We start from the raw sequence: 25,197 nt of genomic DNA, 5'->3' as shown, positions 1-25,197 counted from the left end.
GAGGCCGAAGATCAGGAAGCCGGGCCGCGCGGGGCGGGGCGCGGACCCGGGCCCACGCCAGGACCCGCGCCAGGGCCTGCGCCCGGACGCGGACCGCGCAGCACCTCGGCGACCGTGTCCGCCGTCGGGCCCAGGCCGGTGGCCTCGAGCGCCGTGCCCTGCGCGCCGCGCGTGCCCCAGCCGCGCGCATGGAGTTCGGCGCCCGGCTTCAGCTGGTCGCGGTACATCGCGCCCACATGCGGCGGGAAGCGCACGATGGTCTGGTCGGCCAGCAGCACGCCGCGCACGTCGCCGCGGTCGGTGTAGAGCAGGCGCTCGATGCGGCCCTGCGCGCTCAGCGCATCGAGCGCGCCCGGATCGCGCGGCGGCCGCGGCGGCGCCATGCCGGGCGCGGGCGGGGTGTCGACCAGGCTGCGGCCCTTGGTTTCGAGCGAGCGCATGCGCAGCACCGGCACGCCGGGCGCGCGCCAGCCGCCGACCTGCACCGTGTCGCCGGGCTGCAGCAGTTGCATCGCGTCGGCCGACAGGTGCGGCGGGAACGCGACCTGGGTGCCGTCGGCCAGCAGCAGGCCATCGGCCTCGCCGCCGGGGTTGAGCAGGAAGCGCTGCACGCGGCCGGTGACGACCGTGCCGGCCTCGGGCGCGGCGGCCGCGGCCACGGGGCCCGGCGGCAGCGGGGCGCCGGGCGGCGGGGGCGGCAGCTGGGCGAAGGCCGAGCCGCCCGCGAGCAGGAAGGCGGCGGCGAGGAAAGGGGTGCGGACTGTCACGGGAAGCTCCTTGCGGGTTGGATGTCCCCAGGACATCTCACGCAACGTGCCAGCACCGAAACCCTTTGATATCAACGACTTGCGAGTGCCGCCGCGGCGGCATCCGGATGATCCGGGGACAGCGGGCGTCCGCTTTTCGGACACCGCGTCACTCGAGGCCGTACTGCGTCAGCTTGCGATAGAGCAACTGGCGGTGGATGCCGAGCCGGCGCGCCGCCTCGGCCCGGTTGCCCTGCGCCTGCGCGAGCGCATGCGCGATCAGCAGCCGCTCCAGCCTCTCGACGGCCACCGGCAGCTCGCCCTCGAGCCAGTCCGCGGGCAGCGTCGGCGCGGCATCGGCGGCCGGCGCGGCACCCAGCGCGGCGGCCAGGTCGGCCTCGCCGATCACGCGGTGCCGCACCAGCGCCTGGCAGCGCTCCATCGCGTTGCGCAGCTCGCGCACGTTGCCGGGCCAGGGATGGCCGAGCAGGCGCCGGGCCGCCTCGGCCGACAGCGACTTCGGCGGCTCGGTCGCGTCGCGCGGAACCGCGCGGCGCAGGAAGTGCTCGGCCAGCGGGATGATGTCGGCCAGCCGCTCGCGCAGCGGCGGCAGGCGGATCGACAGCACGTCGAGCCGGTACAGCAGGTCCTCGCGAAAGCGACCTTCGCGCACGGCCATGCGCAGGTCGCGATGGGTCGCGGCGACCACGCGCACGTCGACCTTCACCGTGCGGTGCCCGCCCAGCGGCGTCACCTCGCCTTCCTGCAGCGCGCGCAGCATCTTGGCCTGCACGTCGAGCGCCATGTCGCCGATCTCGTCGAGCAGCAGCACGCCGCCGTCGGCCGCGCGGAAGCAGCCGAGCCGCTCGCCGGTGGCGCCGGTGAAGGCGCCGCGCACATGGCCGAACAGCTCGCTCTCGAGCAGCTCCTTCGGGATGGCCGAGCAGTTGATGGCCACGAAGGGCCCGCCGGCGCGCGCCGAATGGCGGTGCAGCGCGCGCGCCACCATCTCCTTGCCGGTGCCCGTCTCGCCGAGCACCAGCACCGGCATCGCGCTGGCGGCCGCCAGGCCGATGCGCTTGTGCACCTCGCGCATGGCTTCGCTCGGCCCGATCAGTTCGGCGTCGTCCGCGTCGTCGGGCGCGGCCGAGGGGGCAGTCGCCGTGCGCTGCTGCAGCGCGCGCTCGAGCACCTCGCGCACCGCCTCGCGGCCGATCGGCTTGGCCAGGTGGTCGAAGGCGCCCAGGCGCATCGCCTCGATGGTGTTGCCCGCGCTCGAGAACGCGGTCAGCACGATCACTGGCGGCAGCCTGCCCGCGCGGGCGCGCAGCGCCGAGAGCGTCTGCAGGCCGTCCATGCCGGGCATGCGGTGGTCGAGGAACACGGCGTCGAAGCGCGTGTGCGCGAGCACTTCGATGGCCTCGGCGCCGCCGGCCACGGCCGTCACGCCGTGGCCCAGGCCCTCGAGGGTTTCCGGCCAGCGTGTCGCGGAAGGCATCGTCGTCGTCGACGATCAGGAGGTGCGCCATGGAAGCTCCAGTTCGAAACGGGTGCCCGGCGCCAGCGGCAGGTGGCGCAGCTCGCCGCCATGCGCCAGCGCCACCTCGCGCGCCAGCGCCAGGCCCAGGCCGGTGCCGTCGGCGCGGCCGGTGGCGAAGGGCTCGAACAGGCTGGCCTGCAGCGACTCGGGCACGCCCGCTCCGTCGTCGTCGACGCGCAGCGCGAGCGTGCGCGCATCGGGCTGCGCGGCCGCGAGCACGACCTCGCCGCCGCGCGGCGCATGGCGCACGGCGTTGTCGAGCAGGTTGTCGATGGCGCGCGCCAGGTGCACGGGGTCGAACACGGCGCTCGCGGGCGCCTCGTGCCGCAGCACGAGCCGCACGCCCGCGGCTTCCGCTTTCGGCGCCACGGCCGCCAGCCGTTCCTCGAGCCAGCGCGCGAGCGGCACCGGCATCGGCGCCAGCGTCACGGGCTGCACCAGCGCGAGCAGGCTCTGCACCAGAGCGTCGAGCCGGTCGATCTGGCCGACGATGGCCTGCAGCGCCGGGCCTTGTCGCTCGGGCGAGGCGGCCAGCGCGTTCTCGGCCTTCAGCCGCATGGTGGCGATGGGGTTGCGGATCTCGTGCGCGATGCCGCCCGTCATGCGGCCCAGCGCGGCCAGCCGCTGGTCGCGGCTGCGCTGCTGGGCGGCCGCGCGCAGGTGGGCGCGCGCCTCCTCGAAGCGCAGCCGATAGCGGTTGAAGCCGTCGACGATGCGGTCGAGCTCGCGCACGCCGGTGCGCGGCAGCTCGGGCATGGCGTCGCCGTCGGCGTCGGCCTGCGCCAGCCGGCCCTCGAGGCGCTGCACGTGGCGCAGCCCGCGCAGCAGGATCGAGCCCGAGCCACAGGCCCGAGGCCAGCACCAGCAACAGCAGCGCGCCGAGCCCGGTGCGCAGGCTGTCCTGGGCCGCGAGCGCGCCGCCGCTGGTGCGCGTCATGGTCCAGGCCGCGAGGTCGTCGGCCGGCGCCGGCAGCGGGCAGGCCGAGACGATCAGCGCCTCGCGGCTGCCGCGCACCACGTCGGTCTGCGGCTGGCGGGTGCGCGCCGCGAGCTGCGCCAGCTGGGCGATCAGCGGCTGCTCGGCCGCGGGCACGTCGCGCTTGACGCCGCTGCCCTCGTAGGTCGGGTAGGCGTAGGCCAGCGGGCCGTCGACCGCATGCCAGACGCCGCCCTCGACATGCGGCGCCTCGATCAGCACGAGCTGCAGCAGCACGCGCAGCAGGTCGACCTCGGGCCGCGGCGGCGCGGGCGCGGTGATCGACTTGGCGTAGCGCGCCGCGATCGCGCGGCAGGACTGCTCGGTGGCGGCGCGCCCGGCCGCCACCTGGGCGCCCGCGCTGCTGCGGTAGAGCGTGAACATCACGACCGCGAGCGCCGCGCACATGCCGAGCAGCAGCACCCAGAAGAAGACCAGTTGACCGCGCAGCGATTTCATCTGCCGCGATCCTGCCCGGTCTTCGGTGCGCGGCGCGTCAGCCGCGAACGCGTTCTCGCAGCTCGCGCTTGAGCACCTTGCCGATCGCGCTGCGCGGCAGCTCGTCGATCAGTTCCAGGCCCGCGAGCCGCTGCGTCTTGCCGACCTGGGCATTGGCCCATTGCAGCAGCGCCTCGGCGGCGGTGGCATCGCCCTCGCGGCGCACCACGAAGGCCATCGGCGTCTCGCCCCATTGCTCGGAGGGCACGCCGACCACCGCCACGTCGGCCACCGCCGCATGGCAGCGCAGCACCGCCTCGAGGTCGCTCGGGTAGATGTTGAAGCCGCCGCTGATGATCATGTCCTTCTTGCGGTCGAACAGCGTGAGGAAGCCGTCGGCGTCGAAGCGCCCCACGTCGCCTGTGCGGATGAAGCGCTTGCCCGTCGCGTCGAACCACTCGGCCTCGCGCGTCTTCTCGGGCTGGCGGTGGTAGCCGGTCATCATGCCGGCCGAGTGGCCGACCACCTCGCCGGCCACCTCGGTGTTGCCGGCCGGCAGCTCGCGGCCTTCCTCGTCGATCAGCCGGATGTCGCTGCCCGGTGCCGGCTGGCCCACGGTGTGCAGCTTGGTCGGATGCAGGTGGGCCTCGAGGATGCAGGTGCCGCCGCCCTCGGTCATGCCGTAGAACTCGATCAGCCCGCCGGGCCAGCGCGCGAGCACGTCGGCCTTGAGCGCGGCATTGAAGGGCGCGCTGGTGCTGAACTTGAAGCGGTAGGCCGAGAGGTCGTGCGCGTCGAAGCGCGGATGCGCCATCAGCCGCTGGTACTGCACCGGCACCAGCATGGTGTGGGTCACGCGGTGCCGTTCGGCCAGCTGCAGGTAGCCGAGCGCGTCGAACTTGGGCATCAGCACCACGCAGCCGCCGAAGGCCAGCGTGGGGAAGAACACGACCAGCGTGGTGTTCGAGTACAGCGGCGTCGACAGCAGCGTGACGGTGTGGCTGTCGTACGCGTACTTGGCGCCGCGCTGCACATGGGCCCAGCGCATGCCGTGGCCCTGCACGATGCCCTTGGGCTCGCCCGTGGTGCCCGAGGAATAGATGATGTTGAAGGCCGTGCCGGGCTGCACGTCGGCGGGCTCGGGCGTGGCGCCTTCGGGCGCGAGCCAGTCGGCCAGCGAGCGGCCGATGGCCGAGCCGTCGAGCGCCACGCGCGCGATGCCGCCGGGCTGCGCCGCACCGATCACCTCGGCCGCGCCCGCGTCGGCGAAGAGGAGGCGCGCATCGGCGTCCGAGATCATGCGCGCCAGGCTGGCCGGCGTGGAGCCCGGGGCCAGCGGCGCCACCGCCACGCCCGCGCGCAGCGCGCCGAGGAACACGGCCGCGTAGTTCACCGACGAGGCGGCGCAGACCGCGATCGCGTCGCCGGCGCGCAGGCCGTCGCGCTGCAGGCTGGCGGCGATGCGGTCCATCAGCGCGTCGAGCGCGCGGTAGTCGAGTTGCTGCGCGGCATCGGCGAGCGCGGGGCGCTCGGGGGTGTTGTGCGCGTGGAAGCGGATCAGGTCGGCGATCACGCCGAAGTCGCGCTCCATCAGGGCCTGAAAGGAAGCGTCGGAAGAAGCGGAAGAAGCGGAAGCGGATTGCTGCAAGGTCGGATCCTCGGTCGTTGCCGGCCGTGCAGGATAGCGAAGATGCCCCGCGCCCGGTGAGCCCGAGGCGACGGGCCGCGCCATGAAAAAAGCGGCCCGGAGGCCGCTCTGCGCAGGGGGCTCGCGCGGCTCAGACGCCGGCCGCGTGTGCCTGCTGGTCCGCGTGGTAGCTCGAGCGCACCATCGCGCCGACGGCCGCGTGGGAGAAGCCCATCTTGTAGGCCTCTTCCTCGAACATCTTGAAGGTGTCGGGATGCACGTAGCGGCGCACCGGCAGGTGCGAGCCCGACGGCGACAGGTACTGGCCGATGGTCAGCATGTCGATGTCGTGGGCGCGCATGTCGCGCATCACCTGCAGGATCTCCTCGTCGGTCTCGCCGAGGCCGACCATGATGCCGCTCTTGGTCGGCACGTCGGGGTGCAGCGCCTTGAACTTCTTCAGCAGGTTGAGGCTGAACTGGTAGTCGCTGCCCGGGCGCGCTTCCTTGTACAGGCGCGGCGCGGTCTCGAGGTTGTGGTTCATCACGTCGGGCGGCGCGGCCTTGAGGATCTCGAGCGCGCGGTCGTCGCGGCCGCGGAAGTCGGGCACCAGGATCTCGATCTGCGTCATCGGCGAGAGCTCGCGGATGTTGCGGATGCAGTCGACGAAGTGCTGGCTGCCGCCGTCGCGCAGGTCGTCGCGGTCGACGCTGGTGATCACCACGTACTTCAGGCGCAGCTTGGCGATGGTCTTCGCGAGGTTCAGCGGCTCGTCCTTGTCGAGCGGATCGGGGCGGCCGTGGCCCACGTCGCAGAAGGGGCAGCGCCGCGTGCACTTGTCGCCCATGATCATGAAGGTGGCGGTGCCGTTGCCGAAGCATTCGCCGATGTTGGGGCACGAGGCTTCCTCGCAGACCGTGTGCAGGTTGCTCTCGCGCAGGATCTGCTTGATCTCGTAGAAGCGCGTGGTCGGGCTGCCGGCCTTGACGCGGATCCACTCGGGCTTCTTTGAGCACCTCGCCCTGCTGGATCACCTTGACGGGGATGCGCGAGAGCTTGGCCGCGGCCTTCTGCTTGGCCAGCGGGTTGTAGGTTTCGGCGCTCTGGGCGTCGCGGACGACTTCGGTGGTGCTCATTGGAGTTCTCGTCAAGGCGCCAGGAAAGTACCGAGCTTGCGGCCCAGCACGGCGGCGGCTTCTTCCCATGTGGATTGGACGCCGATTGTAGAAAGGTCGACCGTTTGCAGCCCGGCGTAGCCGCAAGGGTTGATCCGCGAGAAGGGTTCGAGGTCCATCGCGACGTTGAGCGCCACGCCGTGGTAGGTGGCGTGGCGGCTGACCTTGATGCCCAGCGCGGCGATCTTGCCGAGGCCGCGGAACGGGTCGTGCGCGGGCCGCGGGCCGGTGAGGGCGGCATGCGAGAACGGGTCGTCCAGGCGCACGTAGATGCCGGGCGCGCCGGCCACGCGGTGGCCGGTGACGCCGAAATGCGACAGCGTGCGCAGCACCGCTTCCTCGAGCCGGTAGACGTATTCCTTGACGAAGTAGCCCGCGCGGCGCAGGTCGATCAGCGGATAGGCCACCACCTGGCCCGGGCCATGGAAGGTGACCTGGCCGCCGCGGTCGGTCTGCACCACGGGGATCTCGCCGGGGTTGAGGATGTGGTCCTGGCGGCCCGCGATGCCCTGCGTGAAGACCGGCGCGTGCTCGCAAATCCATAGCGCATCGGGCGTGTCGGGCGTGCGTTCCAGCGTGAACTGCTTCATCGCGGCGAAGGTGGCGGCGTAGTCGACGCGGCCTTGCCAGTCGAGGGCGATGGGGGGCGCTGCGGTGTCGGTGCTCATCGTGGGGGCTGCCGCTCGGGCAGGGTGCGGGTCTCGCCGATGGCGAGCGTGAAGAAATCGTCGGCGGCCACGCCCTGGGCCTGGCGCGCGGCGGCGAGGTCGCGCGGCGGCTGGTCGAGCGCCTCGTCGGTCAGCGCGAAGGTGCCCCAGTGCACGCCCAGGCTGCGCTTGGCGCCGAGTTCGCGGTGGATGCGCACGCTCTCCTCGGGATTCACGTGCTGGTCCTTCATGAACCAGCGTGGCTCGTAGGCGCCCACGGGCAGCAGCGCGAGGTCGAAGCCGCCGCCCTGGCTCCGGCCCTGGCGCGGCGCGAAGCGGGCCTGGATGTCGGCGAAGTCGCGCGAATAGCCGGTGTCGCCCGAATAGAAGAGCTGCAGCTTCGGCGACAGCACGGCGAAGCCGCCCCACAGCGTCTTGAGGCGGTCGCCGAGGCCGCGCGCGCTCCAGTGCTGGGCGGGCGTGAGGAAGACCTGGGTGGCGTCCGTCGTGGTCGCGAGGCCCGCGCCGTTGCGCTGGATGCGCACCTGCGAAGCCTGCGGCGGGGCGCTGCCGGCGCCGGTGCCGGCCGGCAGCTCGAGGCTGTCCCACCAGTCGAGCTCGACCGCGTTGGCGATGCCGCGCTCGGCCAGCCAGGGGGCGATGCCCAGCGGCACCACGAACAGCGGCGATCCGCCGGCCTGCGCGGCGAGCGCCTTCACGCTGGCCTCGTCGAGGTGGTCGTAGTGGTTGTGGCTGATCAGCACCAGGTCGATGCGCGGCAGCTCGGCCAGCGCCAGGCCCGGCGGCTGGAAGCGCTTCGGGCCCGCGAACGAGACCGGCGAGGCGCGTTCGCCGAACACCGGGTCGGTCAGCAGGTTGAGGCCGCCGTTCGCGGTCGGCAGCTGCACCAGCACGGTGGCATGGCCGATGAAGGTGGCGGTGGGGCGCATCGGCTGCGCCGTGGCGTTGGCGCGCAGCAGCGCGAGCTCGGGCTTGACCACCGGCGGCGGCGCCTCGGGCGCCTTCGGCAGGCCCTTGAACCACGACGGGATCTGCCAGCGCACCAGCACGTCGATGAAGAAGTTCTTGGGCTGGAACTCGACGTAGTTGTCCTGGAAGCCGTCGGGGCGGTGGTGCGGGCGGCTCGCGTAGTAGTAGGGATTGGGGGGCGGTGGAGCAGGCCACCGCCAGGCCGCCCGCGCACAGCGCGGCCGCGAGGTGCCGCCAGCGTGTCAGCGCACAACGCGGCATCGCTCGCCCGTGCTCAGAGCACGACCTTGACCATCGGGTGCGAGGACAGGGCGCGGTAGATGTCGTCTAGCTGCTCGCGGCTGGTGGCGGTCACGGTGATCGTCACGCCGAGGTAGTTGCCGGCCTTGCTGTCGCGCAGCTCGACGGTGGTGGCGTCGAACGTCGGGTCGAAGCGCTCGGCGATCTGGGTGATCGCGTGCACGAAGCCGTCGACCTTCGCACCCATCACCTTGATCGGGAACTGCGAGGGGTACTCGATCAGCGAATCCTTGCGCGGATCGGTGACGGCGTCGGTGGCGGGCGTGTCGGGACGGTCGGTGCTCATGCGGATACTCCTCGTGGCGGCTGCTGCGCCTGTGCGTTGTGTCGCTTGGCCTCCTGGTAGGCCGCGTACAAGCTCTGGTAGATGGGGCCGGGTCGGCCATTGCCAATGGGCCGGTCGTCGAGCAGCGTCACCGGCAGCACCTCCTTGGTGGCCGAGGAGATCATCAGCTCGTCGGCCGCGAACACCTCCTCGCGCGCGATGCGCCGCAGCACGAACGGGATGCCGCGCTCGGCGCACAGGCGCTCGAGCAGGCCGTAGCGGATGCCGGTCAGCACCAGGTTGTCGCGCGGCGGGCCGTACACGGTGCCGTCCTTGACCACCCAGACGTTGCTCGAGGCCGCCTCGCTGAGCCATTCGTCGCGGAACATCACGGTCTCGGTCGCGCCCGCGTCGACGCCGATCTGGCGCGCGATCACCGCACCCAGCAGGCTGGTGCTCTTGATGTGCGCCTTGGCCCAGCGGAACTCGTCGGCCGTCACGCATTTCACGCCGTTCGTGCGCGCCGCTTCATTCGGCAGGGTGAGCCGATTGACCATCGCGAAGACGGTGGGCGCGATGCCCTGGACCATCGCGTGGTCGCGCGGCGCGACCCCGCGCGTGACCTGGATGTAGACTGAAACGGTCGCCTCGTTCGCGGCCGAGTCCACGAGCCGCTGCGCCAGGGCGCGCCAGCCCTCGCGGTCGTGCGGGTTCGGGATGCGGACCTCGGCGAGCGAACGCTCGAGCCGGGCCAGGTGCTCGTCGAGGCAGAACAGGTGGCCGTCATAGGCCGGGATCACTTCGTAGATGCCGTCGCCGAAGATGAAGCCGCGATCGAGGACGCTGATCTTCGCGTCGCGCAGCGGAAGGTAGTCGCCATCGAGATGGCACAGGGTGGCGGGCAGGGCTTGCATGGCGCAAATTATGAGCGCCGTCCCCAATGTGTCGCTTGTGCGCCCAAGATGTCCGGATCGGGGCGGGTTTGTCCTTATAATCAGAGGCTTTGTAGAATTCTCGGCAGGCAAGGGGTTCGCATTCCAAATGACAACCAGGACCCCCGAAGCCGAACCCGAGGTCGAAATCTCTGATTTCGAGCCGCTCACGTCCGAAGAGGCGCGGCGGCTGCGCGAGCAAAATCCCGAACTGTCGCCCTGGTGGGTGATCGGGGCCCAAGTGGCCTTGGGAGTGATCGTGGCGGGAGTTGCATGGGTGTGGACGGGACTGTCGTCGGCCGCCGTGTCGGGGCTCTACGGAGCGATCGCGGTGGCCTTGCCGGCGGCGCTGTTCGTTCGAGGCGTACGGCGCGGAACGGGAGCAGTGTCACAGTCCGCTGCCATGCTGAGGTTTTTTGTGTGGGAGTCGATCAAGATCGTGCTGACCGTGGCCATGCTGGTTGCGGCGCCGTGGCTGGTCGGAGGGCTGAACTGGCTGGCGCTGGTCGCTGGCGTGATCGCCGCCCTGAAGACGTACTGGATCGCACTCGTGGTGCGGCCCAGGTTGTTGAACCGGATTTGACTTGTTTAAAAAGAGACGCTGAAGATGGCCGCCGAAGGACACGCACCGACTGCGAGTGAGTACATCGTTCACCACCTCCAACATTGGCAGGTCGACTGGAATCTCAATCCCGTGGTGCAGAAGTCGATCGTCGACTTCAACATCATCAATCTCGACTCGATCCTGTATGCGCTGATCATCGGCGCGCTGGGTTGCTTCGTGCTGTGGCTGGCCGCGCGCAAGGCCTCGTCGGGCGTGCCGGGCCGCTTCCAGGCCGCGGTCGAGATCCTGGTCGAGATGGTCGACAACCAGACCAAGGCCAACATCCACAACGCCAAGAGCCGCAAGTTCATTGCGCCGCTCGCGCTCACAGTGTTCGTCTGGATCTTCCTGCTCAACGCGATGGACATGCTGCCGGTGGATCTGCTGCCGGCCATCTGGGCGAAGCTGCATGAAGTTGCCGGCCACGATCCGCACCACGCGTACATGCGCGCCGTGCCCACGGCCGACCTGTCCACCACGCTGGGCCTGTCGACCTCCGTGCTGCTGCTGTGCCTGCTCTACAGCATCAAGATCAAGGGCGCCGGCGGCTGGGCGCACGAACTGGTGACCGCGCCGTTCGGCACCAGCAAGAACCCCGTGTTTGCCGTGATCCTCGGCATCGTCAACCTGCTCATGCAGATCATCGAGTACGTGGCCAAGACCGTGTCGCATGGCATGCGGCTGTTCGGCAACATGTACGCGGGCGAACTCGTTTTCATGCTGATCGCGCTCATGGGTGGTGCGATGGCTGCGTCGTTCTCGGGAGTGCTGTTGCCAGTGGGCCACGTCATTGCCGGTACTGTCTGGGCGATCTTCCACATTCTGGTGATCACGCTCCAGGCATTCATTTTCATGATGCTGACGCTCATTTATCTGGGCCAGGCTCATGAGGCCCACTGAGGCTCGGTTCCCTTTCGTTCTTTTTCTTTTGCATTCATCCAGTTAAATCTAAGGAGTCATCATGGAAGCATCCAACGTTCTCGGTCTCGTTGCCCTCGCCTGTGGTCTGATCGTCGGTCTCGGCGCTATCGGTGCATCGATCGGTATCGCCCTGATGGGTGGCAAGTTTCTGGAATCGTCGGCCCGTCAGCCCGAGCTGATGAACGACCTGCAGACCAAGATGTTCATCTTGGCCGGTCTGATCGACGCGGCCTTCCTGATCGGCGTGGCCATCGCCCTGCTGTTCGCGTTCGCCAACCCCTTCCTGTCCGCCCTGCCGAAGTAATCCGGTTTCAACGCCACTCTAGAAAGGTGTTGCCGTGAGTATCAACGCGACCCTGTTCGTTCAGGCCATCGTCTTCCTGTTGCTCGTGCTGTTCACGATGAGATTCGTGTGGCCGCCGATCGCGAAGGCTTTGGATGACCGGGCACAAAAGATCGCCGCGGGCCTGGCGGCCGCCGACAAGGCCAAGGCCGAACTGCAGTCCGCCAACCAGCGCGTCGAACAGGAACTGTCGGCGTCTCGCACCGAGACCGCCAGCCGTCTTGCCGACGCCGAGCGCCGCGCCCAGCAGATCATCGAAGAAGCCAAGGGCCGTGCGAACGAAGAGGCCAACAAGATCGTCGCGGCTGCCCGCGACGAGGCCGAGCAGCAGACCGTGCGCGCCCGCGAAGCGCTGCGCGAGCAGGTTGCCGCGCTGGCCGTCAAGGGTGCCGAGCAGATCCTCCGCAAGGAAGTCGATGCCGGCGTCCATGCCGACCTGCTCCAGCGCCTGAAGACCGAGCTCTGAGGACGACATGGCCGAACTCGCGACCATTGCCCGTCCCTACGCTGAAGCGCTGTTCCAGGCCAGTGCCGGCAACCTCGACGCCACCACCGGCTGGATCGACCAGCTGGCCGCGGTCGTCGGGAACCCGCAGCTGCTGCAGTTCGCGGCCAATCCCAAGGTCGCGCCCGAGCAGGTCGTCGGCCTGGTCGCCGGCCTGTTGTCCCAGCCGCTGCCGGACCTCGGCACGAACTTCCTGCGCACCGTTCTCGACAACGGCCGCCTCGCGGCCGTTCCCGAGGTGGCGGTCCAGTTCCGTGCCCTCAAGAACGCCAGCAGCGGTTCGTCCGATGCGGTGATCTACAGCGCCTTCCCGATCGAAGGCGCCGCGCTGCAGGACATCGAGGCGGCGCTCGTGCGCCGTTTCGGTCGCAAGCTCAAGACGAGCGTCGCGATCGATCCCGAGCTGATCGGCGGCATCCGTGCCGTGGTCGGCGACGAGGTGCTCGACATGTCCGTCAAGGCCCGGCTCGAACAAATGAAAGCTGCGCTCACCGCCTGAGGCGGTCTGTCGCCGCGGTAAGCCCTATTTATTGAAAGAAGGAAAAGAGTCATGCAACTCAATCCCGCAGAAATTTCCGAGCTGATCAAGAGCCGCATCGAAGGGCTTGGCGTCAGCGCAGACATCCGTAACCAGGGCACCGTGGTGTCGGTGACCGACGGCATCGTGCGCGTGCACGGCCTGTCGGACGCGATGCAGGGCGAAATGCTCGAGTTCCCGCCCACGGCCGACGGCGTCCCGTCGTACGGCCTGGCGCTGAACCTCGAGCGCGATTCCGTCGGCGCCGTGATTCTGGGCGAGTACGAGCACATCTCCGAAGGCGACACCGTCAAGTGCACGGGCCGCATCCTGGAAGTGCCGGTGGGCCCCGAGCTCATCGGCCGCGTGGTCAACGCGCTGGGCCAGCCGATCGACGGCAAGGGTCCGATCAACGCCAAGATGACCGACGTGATCGAGAAGGTCGCCCCGGGCGTGATCGCACGGAAGTCCGTCGACCAGCCGATGCAGACCGGCCTCAAGTCGATCGACTCGATGGTGCCCGTCGGCCGTGGCCAGCGCGAGCTGATCATCGGCGACCGCCAGACCGGCAAGACCGCCGTGGCGATCGACGCGATCATCAACCAGAAGGGTCAGAACATGACCTGCGTCTACGTCGCGATCGGCCAGAAGGCTTCGTCGATCAAGAACGTGGTGCGCTCCCTCGAACAAGCCGGCGCGATGGACTACACCATCGTGGTGGCCGCATCGGCGTCGGAATCGGCCGCCATGCAATACGTGTCGGCCTACTCGGGCTGCACGATGGGCGAATACTTCCGCGACCGCGGCCAGGACGCCCTGATCGTCTATGACGACCTGTCGAAGCAGGCCGTGGCCTACCGTCAGGTGTCGCTGCTGCTGCGCCGCCCGCCGGGCCGCGAAGCCTACCCCGGCGACGTGTTCTATCTCCACAGCCGCCTGCTCGAGCGCGCGGCCCGCGTGAACGCCGACTACGTCGAAGCCTTCACCAAGGGTGAAGTCAAGGGCAAGACCGGTTCGCTGACCGCGCTGCCGATCATCGAAACGCAGGCCGGCGACGTGTCCGCCTTCGTTCCGACCAACGTGATCTCGATCACCGACGGCCAGATCTTCCTGGAAACCAGCCTGTTCAACGCCGGCATCCGTCCCGCCATCAACGCCGGTATCTCGGTGTCGCGCGTGGGTTCGTCGGCACAGACCAAGGCGATCAAGGGCCTGTCGGGCGGTATCCGTACCGACCTCGCGCAGTACCGTGAACTGGCTGCGTTCGCGCAGTTCGCTTCCGACCTCGACGAAGCCACCCGCAAGCAGCTCGACCGCGGTGCCCGCGTGACCGAACTGCTGAAGCAGGCCCAGTACAGCCCGCTGTCCATCTCGCTGATGAGCGCGTCGCTGTTCGCGGTCAACAAGGGCTTCATGGACGATCTCGACGTCAAGAAGGTCCTGGCCTTCGAGCACGGCCTGCACCAGTTCCTCAAGACCAGCCACGCGGCTCTGCTCGACAAGATCGAACAGGCCAAGGCGATCGACAAGGACTCGGAAGCCGAACTGCACGCGGCGATCACCTCGTTCAAGAAGTCGTTCGCCTGATCGACCCCCAAAGGAATCCTCATGGCAGCTGGTAAGGAAATCCGCGGCAAGATCAAATCGGTGGAGAACACCAAGAAGATCACCAAGGCCATGGAAATGGTGGCCGCGTCGAAGATGCGCAAGGCGCAGGAACGCATGCGCGCCGCCCGCCCCTACAGCGAGAAGATCCGCAACATCGCGGCCAACCTCGGCCAGGCGAATCCGGAGTACACGCACGCGTTCATGAAGGAGAACGAGGCCAAGGCCGCGGGCTTCATCGTCGTCACGACCGACAAGGGTCTGTGCGGCGGCATGAACACCAACGTGCTGCGCGCCGTGACCGCCAAGCTGCGCGAGCAGCAGTCGGCCGGCAACGCGGTCGAGGCGGTCGCCATCGGCAACAAGGGCCTGGGCTTCCTCAACCGGATCGGCGCCCGCGTGGTGTCGCATGTCACCCAGCTGGGCGACACGCCGCACCTCGACAAGCTGATCGGCCCGGTCAAGGTGCTGCTCGACGCGTATGCCGAGGGCAAGCTGAGCGCCGTGTACCTGTGCTACACGAAGTTCATCAACACGATGCGCCAGGAATCGGTGGTCGAGCAGCTGCTGCCGCTCGCCTCCGAGACGCTGCAGGTCGAGAGCGGCCAGCACGCCTGGGACTACATCTACGAGCCCGATGCGCAGAGCGTCATCGACGAGCTGCTGGTGCGCTACGTGGAGTCGCTGGTCTACCAGGCCGTGGCCGAGAACATGGCGTCCGAGCAATCGGCGCGCATGGTCGCGATGAAGGCCGCCACCGACAACGCGGGCAACGTGATCAGCGAGCTGAAGCTGGTCTACAACAAGACCCGCCAGGCCGGCATCACGAAGGAGCTTTCGGAAATCGTGTCGGGCGCGGCCGCAGCGGCGGGCGTCTGATCGAGGCAGTGCACAGGGCCACATTGCCCACGGGTTCGTACGCGGACCGGTGACAACGGCCCAGCTCATAACAAGGGGACCCGACTCAATGAAGAAACTTCTCGCCCTGGTAGCCGTGGCTGCCGCTCTGACCGCCTGTTCCAAGAAGGAAGAGGCACCGGCACCCGCGCCCGCTCCGGCGGCCGCACCGGCGCCGGCGCCTGCTCCCGCTGCATCGGCTCCCGCCGCGGCACCGGCAGCGCCCGCTTCGGCACCGGCTGCAGCAGCACCGACGGCTTCGGCCGCCGACCTGCCGCAAGAGTGCAACGACTACCTGACGAAGGTCAGCGCCTGCGTCAGCTCGCAAAGCGGTGCCGCCGCCGACGCGATGAAGGCCAGCCTCGACCAGACCAAGGCGACCTGGGCTTCGATGGGTGCCGACAAGGCCGCCCTGGGCCAGGCCTGCAAGGCGGCGTCGGACGCTTTCGCCGCGCAAGCCACGGCGATGAAGTGCTGAGCACGGCGAGCGTAGAGATCCGAACGCATCGTCATTGACCTCGAGGATGCCGGCCCGGCCGGCATTCTTGCGAAAGCGGCCCGCATTGGCACCAGGACGCTTCTGCAAGAACCTGTCGCAAATTTATTGAGAATCCATCCAGAAGGAAACGCCATGGCTGAAGGAAAAATTGTCCAATGTATCGGCGCCGTGGTCGACGTGGAGTTCCCGCGTGACCAGATGCCAAAGGTGTACGACGCCTTGAAGTTCGAAGGCAGCGCGCTGACCCTCGAAGTGCAGCAACAGCTCGGTGATGGCGTGGTGCGTACGATTGCACTGGGCTCGTCGGACGGCCTGCGCCGCGGCCTCATCGTGACCAACACCGGCGCACCCATCACGGTGCCGGTCGGCAAGGCCACCCTCGGCCGCATCATGGACGTGCTGGGCGCGCCCATCGACGAGCGCGGCCCCGTCAGCCAGGAGCTGACCGCCCCCATCCACCGCAAGGCGCCCGCGTACGACGAACTGTCGCCCTCGCAGGACCTGCTGGAAACCGGCATCAAGGTGATCGACCTGGTGTGCCCGTTCGCCAAGGGCGGCAAGGTGGGCCTGTTCGGCGGCGCCGGCGTGGGCAAGACCGTGAACATGATGGAACTCATCAACAACATCGCGAAGGCCCACTCGGGTCTGTCGGTGTTCGCCGGCGTGGGTGAACGTACCCGCGAAGGCAACGACTTCTATCATGAAATGTCGGACGCCAAGGTGGTGGATCTCGACGACCTGCCGAACTCGAAGGTGTCGATGGTCTACGGCCAGATGAACGAACCCCCGGGCAACCGCCTGCGCGTGGCGCTGACCGGCCTGACCATCGCCGAGTCGTTCCGCGACGAAGGCCGTGACGTTCTGTTCTTCGTCGACAACATCTACCGCTACACGCTGGCCGGTACCGAAGTGTCGGCACTGCTGGGCCGCATGCCTTCCGCCGTGGGCTACCAGCCGACGCTGGCCGAGGAAATGGGCCGCCTGCAAGAGCGGATCACCTCGACCAAGGTCGGCTCGATCACCTCGATCCAGGCCGTGTACGTGCCCGCCGACGACTTGACCGACCCGTCGCCCGCCACCACCTTCGCCCACCTTGACTCGACCGTGGTGCTGTCGCGCGACATCGCTTCGCTCGGTATCTACCCCGCCGTGGATCCGCTGGACTCGACCTCGCGCCAGCTCGACCCGAACGTGGTCGGCGAAGAGCACTACAACGTGGCCCGGTCGGTGCAAGGCACGCTGCAGCGCTACAAGGAACTGCGCGACATCATCGCGATCCTGGGCATGGACGAACTGGCGCCCGACGACAAGCTCGCCGTGGCCCGCGCCCGCAAGATCCAGCGTTTCCTGTCGCAGCCCTTCCACGTGGCCGAAGTGTTCACGGGCTCGCCCGGCAAGTACGTGCCGCTGTCGGAAACCATCCGCGGCTTCAAGATGATCGTGAACGGCGAAGCCGACCACCTGCCGGAACAAGCGTTCTACATGGTGGGCAGCATCGACGAAGCGTTCGAGAAGGCCAAGAAGGTCGCTTAAGAAGGAATCACCATGGCAGGCACCATTCATGTGGACGTGGTCAGCGCGGAAGAGTCGATCTTCTCGGGCGAAGCCAGGTTCGTCGCGCTGCCCGGTGAAGCCGGTGAGCTCGGCATCTATCCGCGCCACACCCCGCTGATCACGCGCATCCGCCCCGGCGCCGTGCGCATCGAAACGGCCGACGGCAACGAGGAGTTCGTCTTCGTCGCCGGCGGCATCCTCGAAGTGCAGCCGAACGCCGTGACCGTGCTGTCGGACACCGCGATCCGCGGCAAGGACCTCGACGACGAGAAGGCCAACCAGGCCAAGGCCGCCGCCGAGGAAGCGCTGAAGAACGCCAAGAGCGACATCGACATCGCGATGGCGCAATCGGAACTGGCCGTGATGGCCGCGCAGATCGCAGCGCTGCGCAAGTACCGCCAGAAGAAGTAAGCCCGCGGGCTTGCTCCTCGAAAAAGCCGCCCACCGAGGCGGCTTTTTTTCGTCCCGCCCCGGCGAGAGGCGGGCCCTCAGGATCGAATCGAGCCGTCTTCGATCCGAATATGGTCGAAGTTAAGCCTTGCCCGGCTGAAGCCGGCCTCCTAGTATTCGCCTTCGCCCGACGGCCTCGATGCCGCCGGGTCACCACAAAGAACCGGAGACAAGCGCGCGTGGCACCCTGGAGCGGCATCACTGCGGACGAAATGCGTTTGCTGGAGACCACCTTCTGGTCGGCCGGCGGTTCGCGCCATGCCATGGCCGAGGAGCTCGGCTTCTCCAAGAGCAAGGCCAATGCGCTGATCGCCGGGCTGCTCGAGCAGGGCCTCCTGGCCGAAGCCGGCCTGCAACGTTCCTCGGGCGGGCGCCGCCCCGAAAACCTCCAGCTCCATGCCGACCTCGGCGTGCTCGTGGGTGTCGACATCGGCGCCACCAGCCTCGGCGTCGCCGTGCTGCAGCCCGACCTCACGGTGCTCGCGCAGCACGAGGAAGCGGCCGACGTGCGCGACGGCCCCGCGGTCGTGCTGGCGCGCGTGCGCGCGCTGATGCGCGAACTGCTCGGCCGTTGCGGCCGCACGGCGCGCGACGTGTTCGGCATCGGCATCGGCGTGCCCGGGCCGGTCAACTTCGAGATCGGCCAGCTCGTCAATCCGCCGCTGATGCCGGCCTGGGACAGCTTCTCGATCCGCGACTACCTGCGCGAGGACTACGCCGCGCCGGTGTTCGTCGACAACGACGTCAACCTGATGGCGCTCGGCGAGCTCTGGCGCCTCAAGCGCTCGCTCTCGAACTTCCTCGTCATCAAGATCGGCACCGGCATCGGCTGCGGCATCGTCTGCCACGGCGAGGTCTACCGCGGCGCCGCCGGTTCGGCCGGCGACGTGGGCCACATCTGCGTCGACCAGGAAGGGCCGCGCTGCCACTGCGGCAACCTGGGCTGCGTCGAGGCGATGGCGGCCGGCCCCGCGATCACGCGCATGGCGGTGCAGGCGGCAGAGGCCGGCGAGAGCGCCGTGCTGGCCGAGGTGCTGCGCAGCCAGGGCCGCATCGAGGCCCTCGACGTGGGCCAGGCCAGCCGCGCCGGCGATCCCGCGGCCAATGCCATCGTGCAGCGCGCGGGCAACCTCATCGGCCAGATGCTGGCGTCGGTCGTCAACTTCTTCAATCCGTCGCATGTGTTCATCGGCGGCGGCATCACGCGCATCGGCCCGCTGTTCCTCGCGGCCGTGCGGCAAAGCGTCTACCAGCGCTCGCTCGCGCTGTCGACGCGCCACCTCGAGATCCAGTACACGCCGCTGGCCGCGCAGGGCGGCCTGATCGGCGCCGGCGTGCTCGCGATGCAGCAGAGCCTCAAGGCGAGGGGAATCGCGCCATGAGCGAAGTGCAAGACAAGACCAGCGTCGCGGTCGAATTCGACGACGTGCGGAAGTCCTTCGGCCCGGTGCAGGTGCTGCACGGCGTGAGCTTCGCGCTCGCGCCCGGCAAGGTCTACGGGCTGCTCGGCGAGAACGGCGCGGGCAAGTCCACGCTGATGAAGATCCTCTCGGGCTACGAGGGCCTCACGGGCGGCACGCTGCGCATCAACGGCCAGGCGCAGCAGTTCGCCGGCTCGCGCGATGCCGAGGCGCTGGGCATCGTGCTGATCCACCAGGAGTTCAACCTCGCCGAGGACCTGAGCATCGCGCAGAACATCTTCCTCGGCCACGAGAAGAAGAAGGGCCTGTTCCTCGACGACGCCGCGATGGAGCGCGAGGCCGCCGCCGCGCTGGCGGCCGTGGGCCTGCAGGCCGACCCGCGCACCAAGGTGCGCCGGCTCATCGTGGCCGAGAAGCAGCTGGTGGAGATCGCCAAGGCCATCGCGCGCCGCGCGCGCCTCCTGGTGATGGACGAGCCCACCGCCACGCTCACGCCCGGCGAGACCGAGCGCCTGTTCAAGCTGATCGCGCAGCTGCGCGCCGACGGCGTGACCATCGTCTACATCTCGCACAAGCTCGACGAGGTCGAGCGCGTGACCGACGAGGTGATCGTGATGCGCGACGGCCGCTTCGTCGCGCGCTCGCCCACGGCCGAGGTCACGCGCCAGCAGATGGCCAACCTGATGGTGGGCCGCGAGCTGGCCGACCTCTATCCGCCGCGCGATCCGGTGTCCACCGCGCAGGCGCCCGCGATGCGCGTGCAGGGTTTCAGCGTGCCCGGCTGGGCACGCGACGCGAGCTTCGAGGTGCGCCCCGGCGAGATCCTCGGCTTCGCGGGCCTGGTCGGCGCCGGCCGCACCGAGCTGTTCGAAGGCCTGCTGGGCCTGCGGCCCGCCGCCGGCAGCGTCGAGATGCTCGGGCGCGCGGTGCCCAACGGCAAGGGCTGGCGCAGCCCGCGCGATGCCGCGAAGCACGGCCTCACCTACCTGAGCGAGGACCGCAAGGGCAAGGGCCTGCACGTGCACTTCGGCCTGCGCCAGAACCTCACGCTGATGGCGCTCGAGCGCTACGCCACGCCCTGGCTCAAGCCCGAGGCCGAGCGCGGCGCGCTGGCCGAGGCGGTCAAGGATTACGGCATCCGCGCCGGCTCGCTCGAGGTCAAGGCCTCGTCGCTGTCGGGCGGCAACCAGCAGAAGCTCGCGCTCGCCAAGGTGCTGCAGCCGCGCCCGCGCGTGGTGGTGCTCGACGAGCCCACGCGCGGCGTCGACGTCGGCGCCAAGCGCGACATCTACTTCCTGGTCCAGCGCCTGGCGCGCGAGGGCCTGGCCGTGATCGTCATCTCGTCCGAGCTCATGGAACTGATCGGCCTGTGCCACCGCGTCGCGGTGATGCGCGCGGGCCGGCTGGTCGCCACGCTCGACGCCGACCACCTGAGCGAAGAAGCGCTCATCGCCCACGCCACCGGCGCGCACTGAGCCACGACCCACACCCGGCCCCCATGAACAACAGCCCCGAACCCACCGCCGACACCCACCGCGCCCAGCCCAAGGCGCGCTGGACCGAGCACCTGCACGGCCTCGGCCCCGTCATCGGCCTGGTGCTGCTGTGCATCGCCGGCACCCTGCTCAACGGCGACTTCGCCACCGTCGACAACGCGATGAACGTGCTCACGCGCACCGCCTTCATCGGCATCATCGCGGTCGGCATGTGCTTCGTGATCATCTCGGGCGGCATCGACCTGTCGGTGGGCTCGATGGCCGCGCTGATCGCGGGCAGCGTGATCATGTTCATCAACTGGGCCGGCCCGGCCACCGGCTCGCCGCTGATGGCGGTGATGCTCGGTGCCGTGCTCGCGGTGGTGCTGGGCGCGCTGTTCGGCCTCGCGCATGGCCTGCTGATCACCAAGGGCCGCATCGAGCCCTTCATCGTCACGCTGGGCACGCTCGGCATCTTCCGCGCCTACCTCACCTACTTCGCCGACGGCGGCGCGCTCACGCTCGACAACGAGCTGTCGGACCTCTACGCGCCGGTCTACTACGCGAGCCTCGCGGGCATCCCGGTGCCGGTGTGGGTGTTCGTCATCGTCGCCATCGTCGGCGGCGTGATCCTCAACCGCACCGCCTACGGCCGCTACGTGCAGGCCATCGGCTCCAACGAGCAGGTGGCGCGCTACGCCGCGGTCGACGTCGACCGCGTGAAGATCCTGACCTACGTGCTGCTCGGCGTGTGCGTGGGCATCGCCACGCTGCTGTACGTGCCGCGCCTGGGCTCGGCCTCGCCGACCACGGGCCTGCTGTGGGAGCTCGAGGCGATCGCCGCGGTGATCGTCGGCGGCACCGCGCTCAAGGGCGGCGCGGGCAGCATCACCGGCACCGTGGTGGGCGCGATCCTGCTCTCGGTCATCAGCAACATCCTGAACCTCACCAGCATCATCAGCGTGTACCTGAATGCCGCGGTGCAGGGCTTCGTGATCATCATCGTGGCCTTCCTCCAGCGAGGAAAGCGATGACGCCGTTGGGCGTGGCCACACCCGGTTCCTTCCCGTTCCGTTCCATCCACCAAGAGGAGACATCAGCATGACTCGTTTCACCCGACGCATCGCGCTCACGGCCGTGGCCGCCGCGGCATTCGCCAGCCTGCCCGCGCTCGCCGCGGACAAGGTCAACCTCGGCGTTTCGATCCCCGCCGCCACCCACAGCTTCATGGGCGGCATCAACTACTGGGCCAACCAGGCGAAGAAGGATCTCGAGAAGGAACACAAGGACCTGAAGATCACGATCAAGACCGCCGCCAACGCGCCCGAGCAGGCCAACCAGCTGCAGGACCTGTCGACGGTCACCAAGATCAACGCGCTGGTCGTGTTCCCGTTCGAATCGGCCGCGCTGACCAAGCCGGTCGCGCAGGTCAAGGCCAAGGGCGCCTACGTCACCGTGGTCGACCGCGGCCTGACCGACACCAGCGCGCAGGACGCCTACGTGGCCGGCGACAACACCGCCTTCGGCCGCATCCCGGCCGAGTACATCGTCAAGCAGCTCGGTGGCAAGGGCAACGTGGTGGCATTGCGCGGCATCGCGACCACGCTCGACAACGAGCGCATGGACGCCTTCAACGCGGTGCTCAAGAACAGCCCCGACGTGAAGCTGCTCGACGCCAAGTACGCCAACTGGAACCGCGACGACGCGTTCAAGGTCACGCAGGACTACCTCACGCGCTTCAAGCAGATCGACGCCATCTGGGCCGCCGACGACGACATGGCCGTGGGCGTGCTCAAGGCCATCGAGCAGGCCAAGCGCGACGACATCAAGATCGTATTCGGCGGTGCCGGCGCCAAGGGCATGGTCAAGACCATCATGGACGCCAAGGACAAGCGCATCACGGCCGACGTGAGCTACTCGCCGAAGTTCATCTACGACGCCATCAAGCTCACGGCCGAGGCGCGCCTGAAGGGCGAGAAGCTGCCCGCGACCACCATCATTCCGTCGGTGCTGATCACCAAGGACAACGCCAAGGACTTCTACCACCCGAACTCGCCGTTCTGAACGGGATCGGCCGGCCGGCCGATCGCTTCGCTCCCTCTCCCCGCGGGGAGGGGGAACCCCGTCTCTGGAACCTCAAGGAGTTGGATGACCGACACCCCCCATCGCAAGCTGCGCTACGCCATGGTCGGCGGCGGCCGCGATGCCTTCATCGGCGGCGTGCACCGCAAGGCCATCGCGCTCGACGCCCGGATCGAGCTCGTGGCCGGCGCGCTGTCCTCCGATCCCGCCAAGGCGCGCGCCTCGGGCGCCGACCTCGGCCTGACCGACGCGCGCAACCATGGCGACTGGCAGGCCCTGCTGGCCGATGAACTGAAGCGGCCCGCCGACGAGCGCATCGACTTCGTCTCGATCGTCACGCCCAACCACGTGCACTACCCGGTGGCGCGGGCCTTCGTCGAGGCCGGCTTCCACGTGGTGTGCGACAAGCCGCTGGTCCACACGCGCGAACAGGCCGATGCACTGGTCGCCAGCGTGGCGGCGCAAGGCACGGTCTTCGGCGTCACCTACAACTACACCGGCTACCCCATGGTGCGCCAGGCGCGCGCGATGATCCGCGCGGGCGAGCTCGGCACGCTGCGCAAGGTGGTCGTGGAATACAACCAGGGCTGGCTCGCGAGCCAGCTCGAGGGCACCGGCAACAAGCAGGCCGACTGGCGCACCGACCCCGCGCGCAGCGGCGCGGCCGGCGCCATCGGCGACATCGGCTCGCATGCCGAGAACCTCGTCGCCACGCTGACCGGCCTTGAGATCGAGAGCCTGTGCGCCGACCTCACGGCGCACGTCGCCGGCCGCCAGCTCGACGACGACGGCAGCCTGCTGCTGCGCTACCAGGGCGGCGCGCGCGGGCGTGCTCATCGCCTCGCAGATCAGCACCGGCCTGGAGAACGACCTGCGCGTGCGCGTCTCGGGCACCCTGGGCACGCTCGAGTGGCACCAGCAGCAGCCGAGCCGGCTGCTGCACCTGCCGCACGACGGGCCGCAGCGCGTGCTCACGCGCGGTGCCCCCTGGCTGCACGAGTCGGCGCGCCGCGCGAGCCGCCTGCCCGCGGGCCATCCCGAGGGCTTCATCGAGGCCTTCGCCAACGTCTACGCGGGCGTCGCCGCCGACATCCGCGCGCGCCTCGAAGGCCGGCGCGCCGATCCGCTCGAGGCCGACTATCCGCGCGTGGAAGACGGCGCGCGCGGCGTGCGCTTCATCGAACGCACGGTGGCCTCGGCGCGAAGCGATTTAAAGTGGACGCCCTGGTGATGCCGCGGCCCCGCACCCGCGGGGCCCGCGCGCATCGCCTCCGGCGCCCATGACCTCCTTTCCCGACTCCAAGCCCGTCGCCACGTCGCCCTCCTGGCCACGCGCCCTGGGCCGGCGCGCGCTCGCGCTGTGGCCGCTCAAGCTGATCGGCAACACCCTCGCCACCATCGGCTTCTTCCCGCTGTACTTCTGGGTCATGCGGCACTCGGGCGAGGCCTGGGTGCTGCCGCTCACGCCGATCGACCGGCTCGTCGCCTTCTGGCCCGCGCTGCTGCCGGTATACCTGTCGCTGTGGGTCTACATCGCGCTGCCTGTGCTGTTCTCGCGCGACCGGCGCGAACTGTTCGCGTTCTCGCTGGCCTGCGCGCTGATGACGAGCATCGCGCTCGTCGTGTTCTGGTTCATGCCCACGGCGATTTCCAACTTCACCATCGACACCAGCCCCGGCACCACGCTGCACTTCCTCAAGACCAAGGACTCGGCGGGCAATGCCTTTCCTTCGCTGCACGTGTCGTTCTCGGTGTTCGCCTGCGTGGTGCTCGCGCGCCAGCTGCGCGACGCGGGCGCGCCCGCCTGGCTGCGCGGTCTCAACATCGCGTGGGCTACGGGCATCGTCTACTCGACCATGGCGGTGCGCCAGCACGTGCTGATCGACGTGGGCGGCGGCTTCGTGCTGGGGGTGGTGTTCGGGCTGGCCACGCGCGTGCGCGCGGCGGCGAGCGGTGCACGTGGCATCGCCGGGGCCGGCCGCGCGGCGTAGACCGATCGCGGTATTCCGCGCCGCGGGGGCGCCCTGTACAAACCGGGGCATCGTCGAGCCCTCGACACGCCGCGCCCGGAGCCACCCCATGAAGACCCTTCCCCTCGTCCTGGCCCTCCTCGCCGCCTGCGCCGCGGTGCTGCCCTGCGCCGTGCTCGCCGGGCCGGCGGTGGCGATCGACTATCCCGCGCGCAAGCCCGGCCTGTGGGAGATGCGCAGCGACGACGGCAGCGGCGCGAAAGAGGGCAGCCACACCATGCAGCAGTGCATCGACGCGGCCACCGACAAGGCCCTGCGCGAGATGGGCCAGGGCATGGGCCGCAGCCTGTGCTCGAAGCAGGACCTGCGCGCCGAGGGCGGCAAGCTGGTGATCGACTCGGTCTGCAAGATCGGGAGCACCACCGCCACCTCGCGCGCCGTGATGAGCGGCGACTTCGGTTCCGCCTACCGCGTGGAGAGCAAATCGAGCTACAGCCCGCCGCTGATGGGCCGCAGCGAAGGCATGGCCGTCGTCGAGGCGAAATGGGTCGGCCCCTGCAAGGCCGGCCAGAAGCCCGGCGACATGGTGATGGCCAACGGCATGAAGATGAACGTGCTCGAGATGACGGCCGCGCGGCGCGGCAAGCAGCCCTGAGCACCGCGGACGGGCGTCGCGGGTAGGCGCCGGCCCACGGCGCCTCGCGACATCCGGGCGGGG

At 69.2% G+C, this 25,197-nt stretch carries 25 protein-coding genes and 3 pseudogenes; 19 read left to right on the top strand and 9 right to left on the bottom strand.

The window, feature by feature from the left end; all coding sequences use genetic code 11:
* Window positions 1–11: 11 nt before the first annotated feature.
* From ACHMXE_RS40835 to ACHMXE_RS40825, 3 genes and pseudogenes are all read right to left on the bottom strand, one after another.
* Entirely contained in the window at window positions 12–767 is a 756-nt protein-coding gene (locus tag ACHMXE_RS40835; protein WP_395349233.1) for a hypothetical protein, read from the bottom strand.
* 148 nt (window positions 768–915) lie between these two features.
* A pseudogene (locus tag ACHMXE_RS40830) lies at window positions 916–2,275 on the bottom strand (sigma-54-dependent transcriptional regulator).
* Window positions 2,260–3,093, bottom strand: coding sequence for a sensor histidine kinase (locus tag ACHMXE_RS40825; RefSeq protein WP_395349232.1), 834 nt, complete (start codon window positions 3,091–3,093; stop codon window positions 2,260–2,262). Before ACHMXE_RS40825 ends, ACHMXE_RS40830 begins: the two are co-directional and overlap by 16 nt.
* An 80-nt stretch (window positions 3,094–3,173) precedes the next feature.
* On the opposite strand from ACHMXE_RS40825, the gene ACHMXE_RS40820 reads away from it, so the two are divergent.
* Window positions 3,174–3,407, top strand: a complete 234-nt coding sequence (locus ACHMXE_RS40820; protein WP_395349231.1) for a hypothetical protein — start codon at window positions 3,174–3,176, stop codon at window positions 3,405–3,407.
* A gap of 35 nt (window positions 3,408–3,442) precedes the next feature.
* Window positions 3,443–3,793, top strand: coding sequence for a hypothetical protein (locus tag ACHMXE_RS40815; RefSeq protein WP_395349230.1), 351 nt, complete (start codon window positions 3,443–3,445; stop codon window positions 3,791–3,793).
* Here ACHMXE_RS40815 and ACHMXE_RS40810 read toward each other — a convergent pair.
* The 6 genes and pseudogenes from ACHMXE_RS40810 to ACHMXE_RS40785 all read right to left on the bottom strand — a co-directional run bounded on the left by ACHMXE_RS40810 (window position 3,759) and on the right by ACHMXE_RS40785 (window position 9,618).
* On the bottom strand, window positions 3,759–5,291 hold the full coding sequence (locus ACHMXE_RS40810) for a class I adenylate-forming enzyme family protein (RefSeq protein ID WP_395353022.1): 1,533 nt from the start codon (window positions 5,289–5,291) through the stop codon (window positions 3,759–3,761). The two genes, ACHMXE_RS40815 and ACHMXE_RS40810, sit on opposite strands and share 35 nt — an antisense overlap.
* A gap of 187 nt (window positions 5,292–5,478) precedes the next feature.
* Window positions 5,479–6,463 (bottom strand): annotated as a pseudogene (gene lipA, locus ACHMXE_RS40805) (lipoyl synthase).
* Between the two features lie 11 nt (window positions 6,464–6,474).
* Window positions 6,475–7,170 carry a lipoyl(octanoyl) transferase LipB gene (gene lipB, locus ACHMXE_RS40800; protein WP_209546163.1) on the bottom strand — a complete coding sequence of 232 codons (696 nt, stop codon included), beginning with the start codon at window positions 7,168–7,170 and terminating at the stop codon, window positions 6,475–6,477.
* Window positions 7,167–8,219: an MBL fold metallo-hydrolase gene (locus ACHMXE_RS40795; RefSeq protein WP_395349229.1), complete on the bottom strand. Its 1,053-nt coding sequence runs from the start codon at window positions 8,217–8,219 to the stop codon at window positions 7,167–7,169. The genes lipB and ACHMXE_RS40795 overlap by 4 nt, the downstream gene beginning before the upstream one ends.
* Window positions 8,220–8,413: 194 nt before the next feature.
* Complete coding sequence (locus ACHMXE_RS40790) at window positions 8,414–8,725, bottom strand: DUF493 family protein (protein WP_209546167.1); 312 nt, start codon at window positions 8,723–8,725, stop codon at window positions 8,414–8,416.
* A complete protein-coding gene (locus ACHMXE_RS40785) occupies window positions 8,722–9,618 on the bottom strand; it encodes a D-amino acid aminotransferase (RefSeq protein WP_395349228.1) in 897 nt (298 codons plus the stop codon). Before ACHMXE_RS40785 ends, ACHMXE_RS40790 begins: the two co-directional genes overlap by 4 nt.
* Before the next feature lie 10 nt (window positions 9,619–9,628).
* On the opposite strand from ACHMXE_RS40785, the gene ACHMXE_RS40780 reads away from it, so the two are divergent.
* From ACHMXE_RS40780 to ACHMXE_RS40700, 17 genes and pseudogenes are all read left to right on the top strand, one after another.
* On the top strand, window positions 9,629–10,219 hold the full coding sequence (locus ACHMXE_RS40780) for an ATP synthase subunit I (protein WP_395349227.1): 591 nt from the start codon (window positions 9,629–9,631) through the stop codon (window positions 10,217–10,219).
* A 24-nt stretch (window positions 10,220–10,243) separates the two neighbouring features.
* Window positions 10,244–11,140 carry a F0F1 ATP synthase subunit A gene (gene atpB / locus ACHMXE_RS40775; RefSeq protein WP_203203951.1) on the top strand — a complete coding sequence of 299 codons (897 nt, stop codon included), beginning with the start codon at window positions 10,244–10,246 and terminating at the stop codon, window positions 11,138–11,140.
* A 61-nt stretch (window positions 11,141–11,201) separates the two neighbouring features.
* Window positions 11,202–11,465: a F0F1 ATP synthase subunit C gene (gene atpE, locus ACHMXE_RS40770; RefSeq protein ID WP_057593982.1), complete on the top strand. Its 264-nt coding sequence runs from the start codon at window positions 11,202–11,204 to the stop codon at window positions 11,463–11,465.
* Between the two features lie 34 nt (window positions 11,466–11,499).
* The gene (locus ACHMXE_RS40765; RefSeq protein ID WP_093350307.1) at window positions 11,500–11,970 is read left to right on the top strand and encodes a F0F1 ATP synthase subunit B; all 471 of its coding nucleotides are present in this window, start codon (window positions 11,500–11,502) and stop codon (window positions 11,968–11,970) included.
* A gap of 7 nt (window positions 11,971–11,977) precedes the next feature.
* Window positions 11,978–12,508: a F0F1 ATP synthase subunit delta gene (locus ACHMXE_RS40760; protein ID WP_093350310.1), complete on the top strand. Its 531-nt coding sequence runs from the start codon at window positions 11,978–11,980 to the stop codon at window positions 12,506–12,508.
* 51 nt (window positions 12,509–12,559) lie between these two features.
* Window positions 12,560–14,113 (top strand): F0F1 ATP synthase subunit alpha, encoded by a 1,554-nt coding sequence (gene atpA / locus ACHMXE_RS40755; protein WP_093350313.1) that lies wholly within the window; start codon window positions 12,560–12,562, stop codon window positions 14,111–14,113.
* A gap of 21 nt (window positions 14,114–14,134) precedes the next feature.
* A complete protein-coding gene (atpG, locus tag ACHMXE_RS40750) occupies window positions 14,135–15,010 on the top strand; it encodes a F0F1 ATP synthase subunit gamma (RefSeq protein ID WP_057593978.1) in 876 nt (291 codons plus the stop codon).
* An 88-nt stretch (window positions 15,011–15,098) separates the two neighbouring features.
* A complete protein-coding gene (locus tag ACHMXE_RS40745) occupies window positions 15,099–15,506 on the top strand; it encodes a hypothetical protein (RefSeq protein WP_203203953.1) in 408 nt (135 codons plus the stop codon).
* A 153-nt stretch (window positions 15,507–15,659) separates the two neighbouring features.
* The gene (atpD, locus tag ACHMXE_RS40740) at window positions 15,660–17,060 is read left to right on the top strand and encodes a F0F1 ATP synthase subunit beta (RefSeq protein WP_203203954.1); all 1,401 of its coding nucleotides are present in this window, start codon (window positions 15,660–15,662) and stop codon (window positions 17,058–17,060) included.
* Between the two features lie 12 nt (window positions 17,061–17,072).
* Window positions 17,073–17,492 carry a F0F1 ATP synthase subunit epsilon gene (locus ACHMXE_RS40735; RefSeq protein WP_057593975.1) on the top strand — a complete coding sequence of 140 codons (420 nt, stop codon included), beginning with the start codon at window positions 17,073–17,075 and terminating at the stop codon, window positions 17,490–17,492.
* A 251-nt stretch (window positions 17,493–17,743) separates the two neighbouring features.
* Window positions 17,744–18,913 carry an ROK family protein gene (locus ACHMXE_RS40730; RefSeq protein ID WP_057593974.1) on the top strand — a complete coding sequence of 390 codons (1,170 nt, stop codon included), beginning with the start codon at window positions 17,744–17,746 and terminating at the stop codon, window positions 18,911–18,913.
* The gene (locus tag ACHMXE_RS40725; RefSeq protein WP_395349226.1) at window positions 18,910–20,427 is read left to right on the top strand and encodes a sugar ABC transporter ATP-binding protein; all 1,518 of its coding nucleotides are present in this window, start codon (window positions 18,910–18,912) and stop codon (window positions 20,425–20,427) included. The genes ACHMXE_RS40730 and ACHMXE_RS40725 overlap by 4 nt, the downstream gene beginning before the upstream one ends.
* Window positions 20,428–20,450: 23 nt before the next feature.
* A complete protein-coding gene (locus ACHMXE_RS40720) occupies window positions 20,451–21,461 on the top strand; it encodes an ABC transporter permease (protein ID WP_057593972.1) in 1,011 nt (336 codons plus the stop codon).
* A gap of 67 nt (window positions 21,462–21,528) precedes the next feature.
* On the top strand, window positions 21,529–22,491 hold the full coding sequence (locus tag ACHMXE_RS40715) for a substrate-binding domain-containing protein (RefSeq protein WP_209546173.1): 963 nt from the start codon (window positions 21,529–21,531) through the stop codon (window positions 22,489–22,491).
* 84 nt (window positions 22,492–22,575) lie between these two features.
* Window positions 22,576–23,740, top strand: a pseudogene (locus ACHMXE_RS40710) (Gfo/Idh/MocA family protein).
* Between the two features lie 49 nt (window positions 23,741–23,789).
* Window positions 23,790–24,500, top strand: coding sequence for a phosphatase PAP2 family protein (locus ACHMXE_RS40705; RefSeq protein ID WP_395349225.1), 711 nt, complete (start codon window positions 23,790–23,792; stop codon window positions 24,498–24,500).
* Between the two features lie 88 nt (window positions 24,501–24,588).
* Entirely contained in the window at window positions 24,589–25,134 is a 546-nt protein-coding gene (locus tag ACHMXE_RS40700; RefSeq protein WP_395349224.1) for a DUF3617 domain-containing protein, read from the top strand.
* Window positions 25,135–25,197 lie beyond the last annotated feature (63 nt).

Origin of the sequence: Variovorax sp. UC122_21, from assembly GCF_044056785.1 — a bacterium.
GTDB lineage: Bacteria > Pseudomonadota > Gammaproteobacteria > Burkholderiales > Burkholderiaceae_C > Variovorax.
This window is presented reverse-complemented; position numbering and strand designations above follow the sequence as displayed.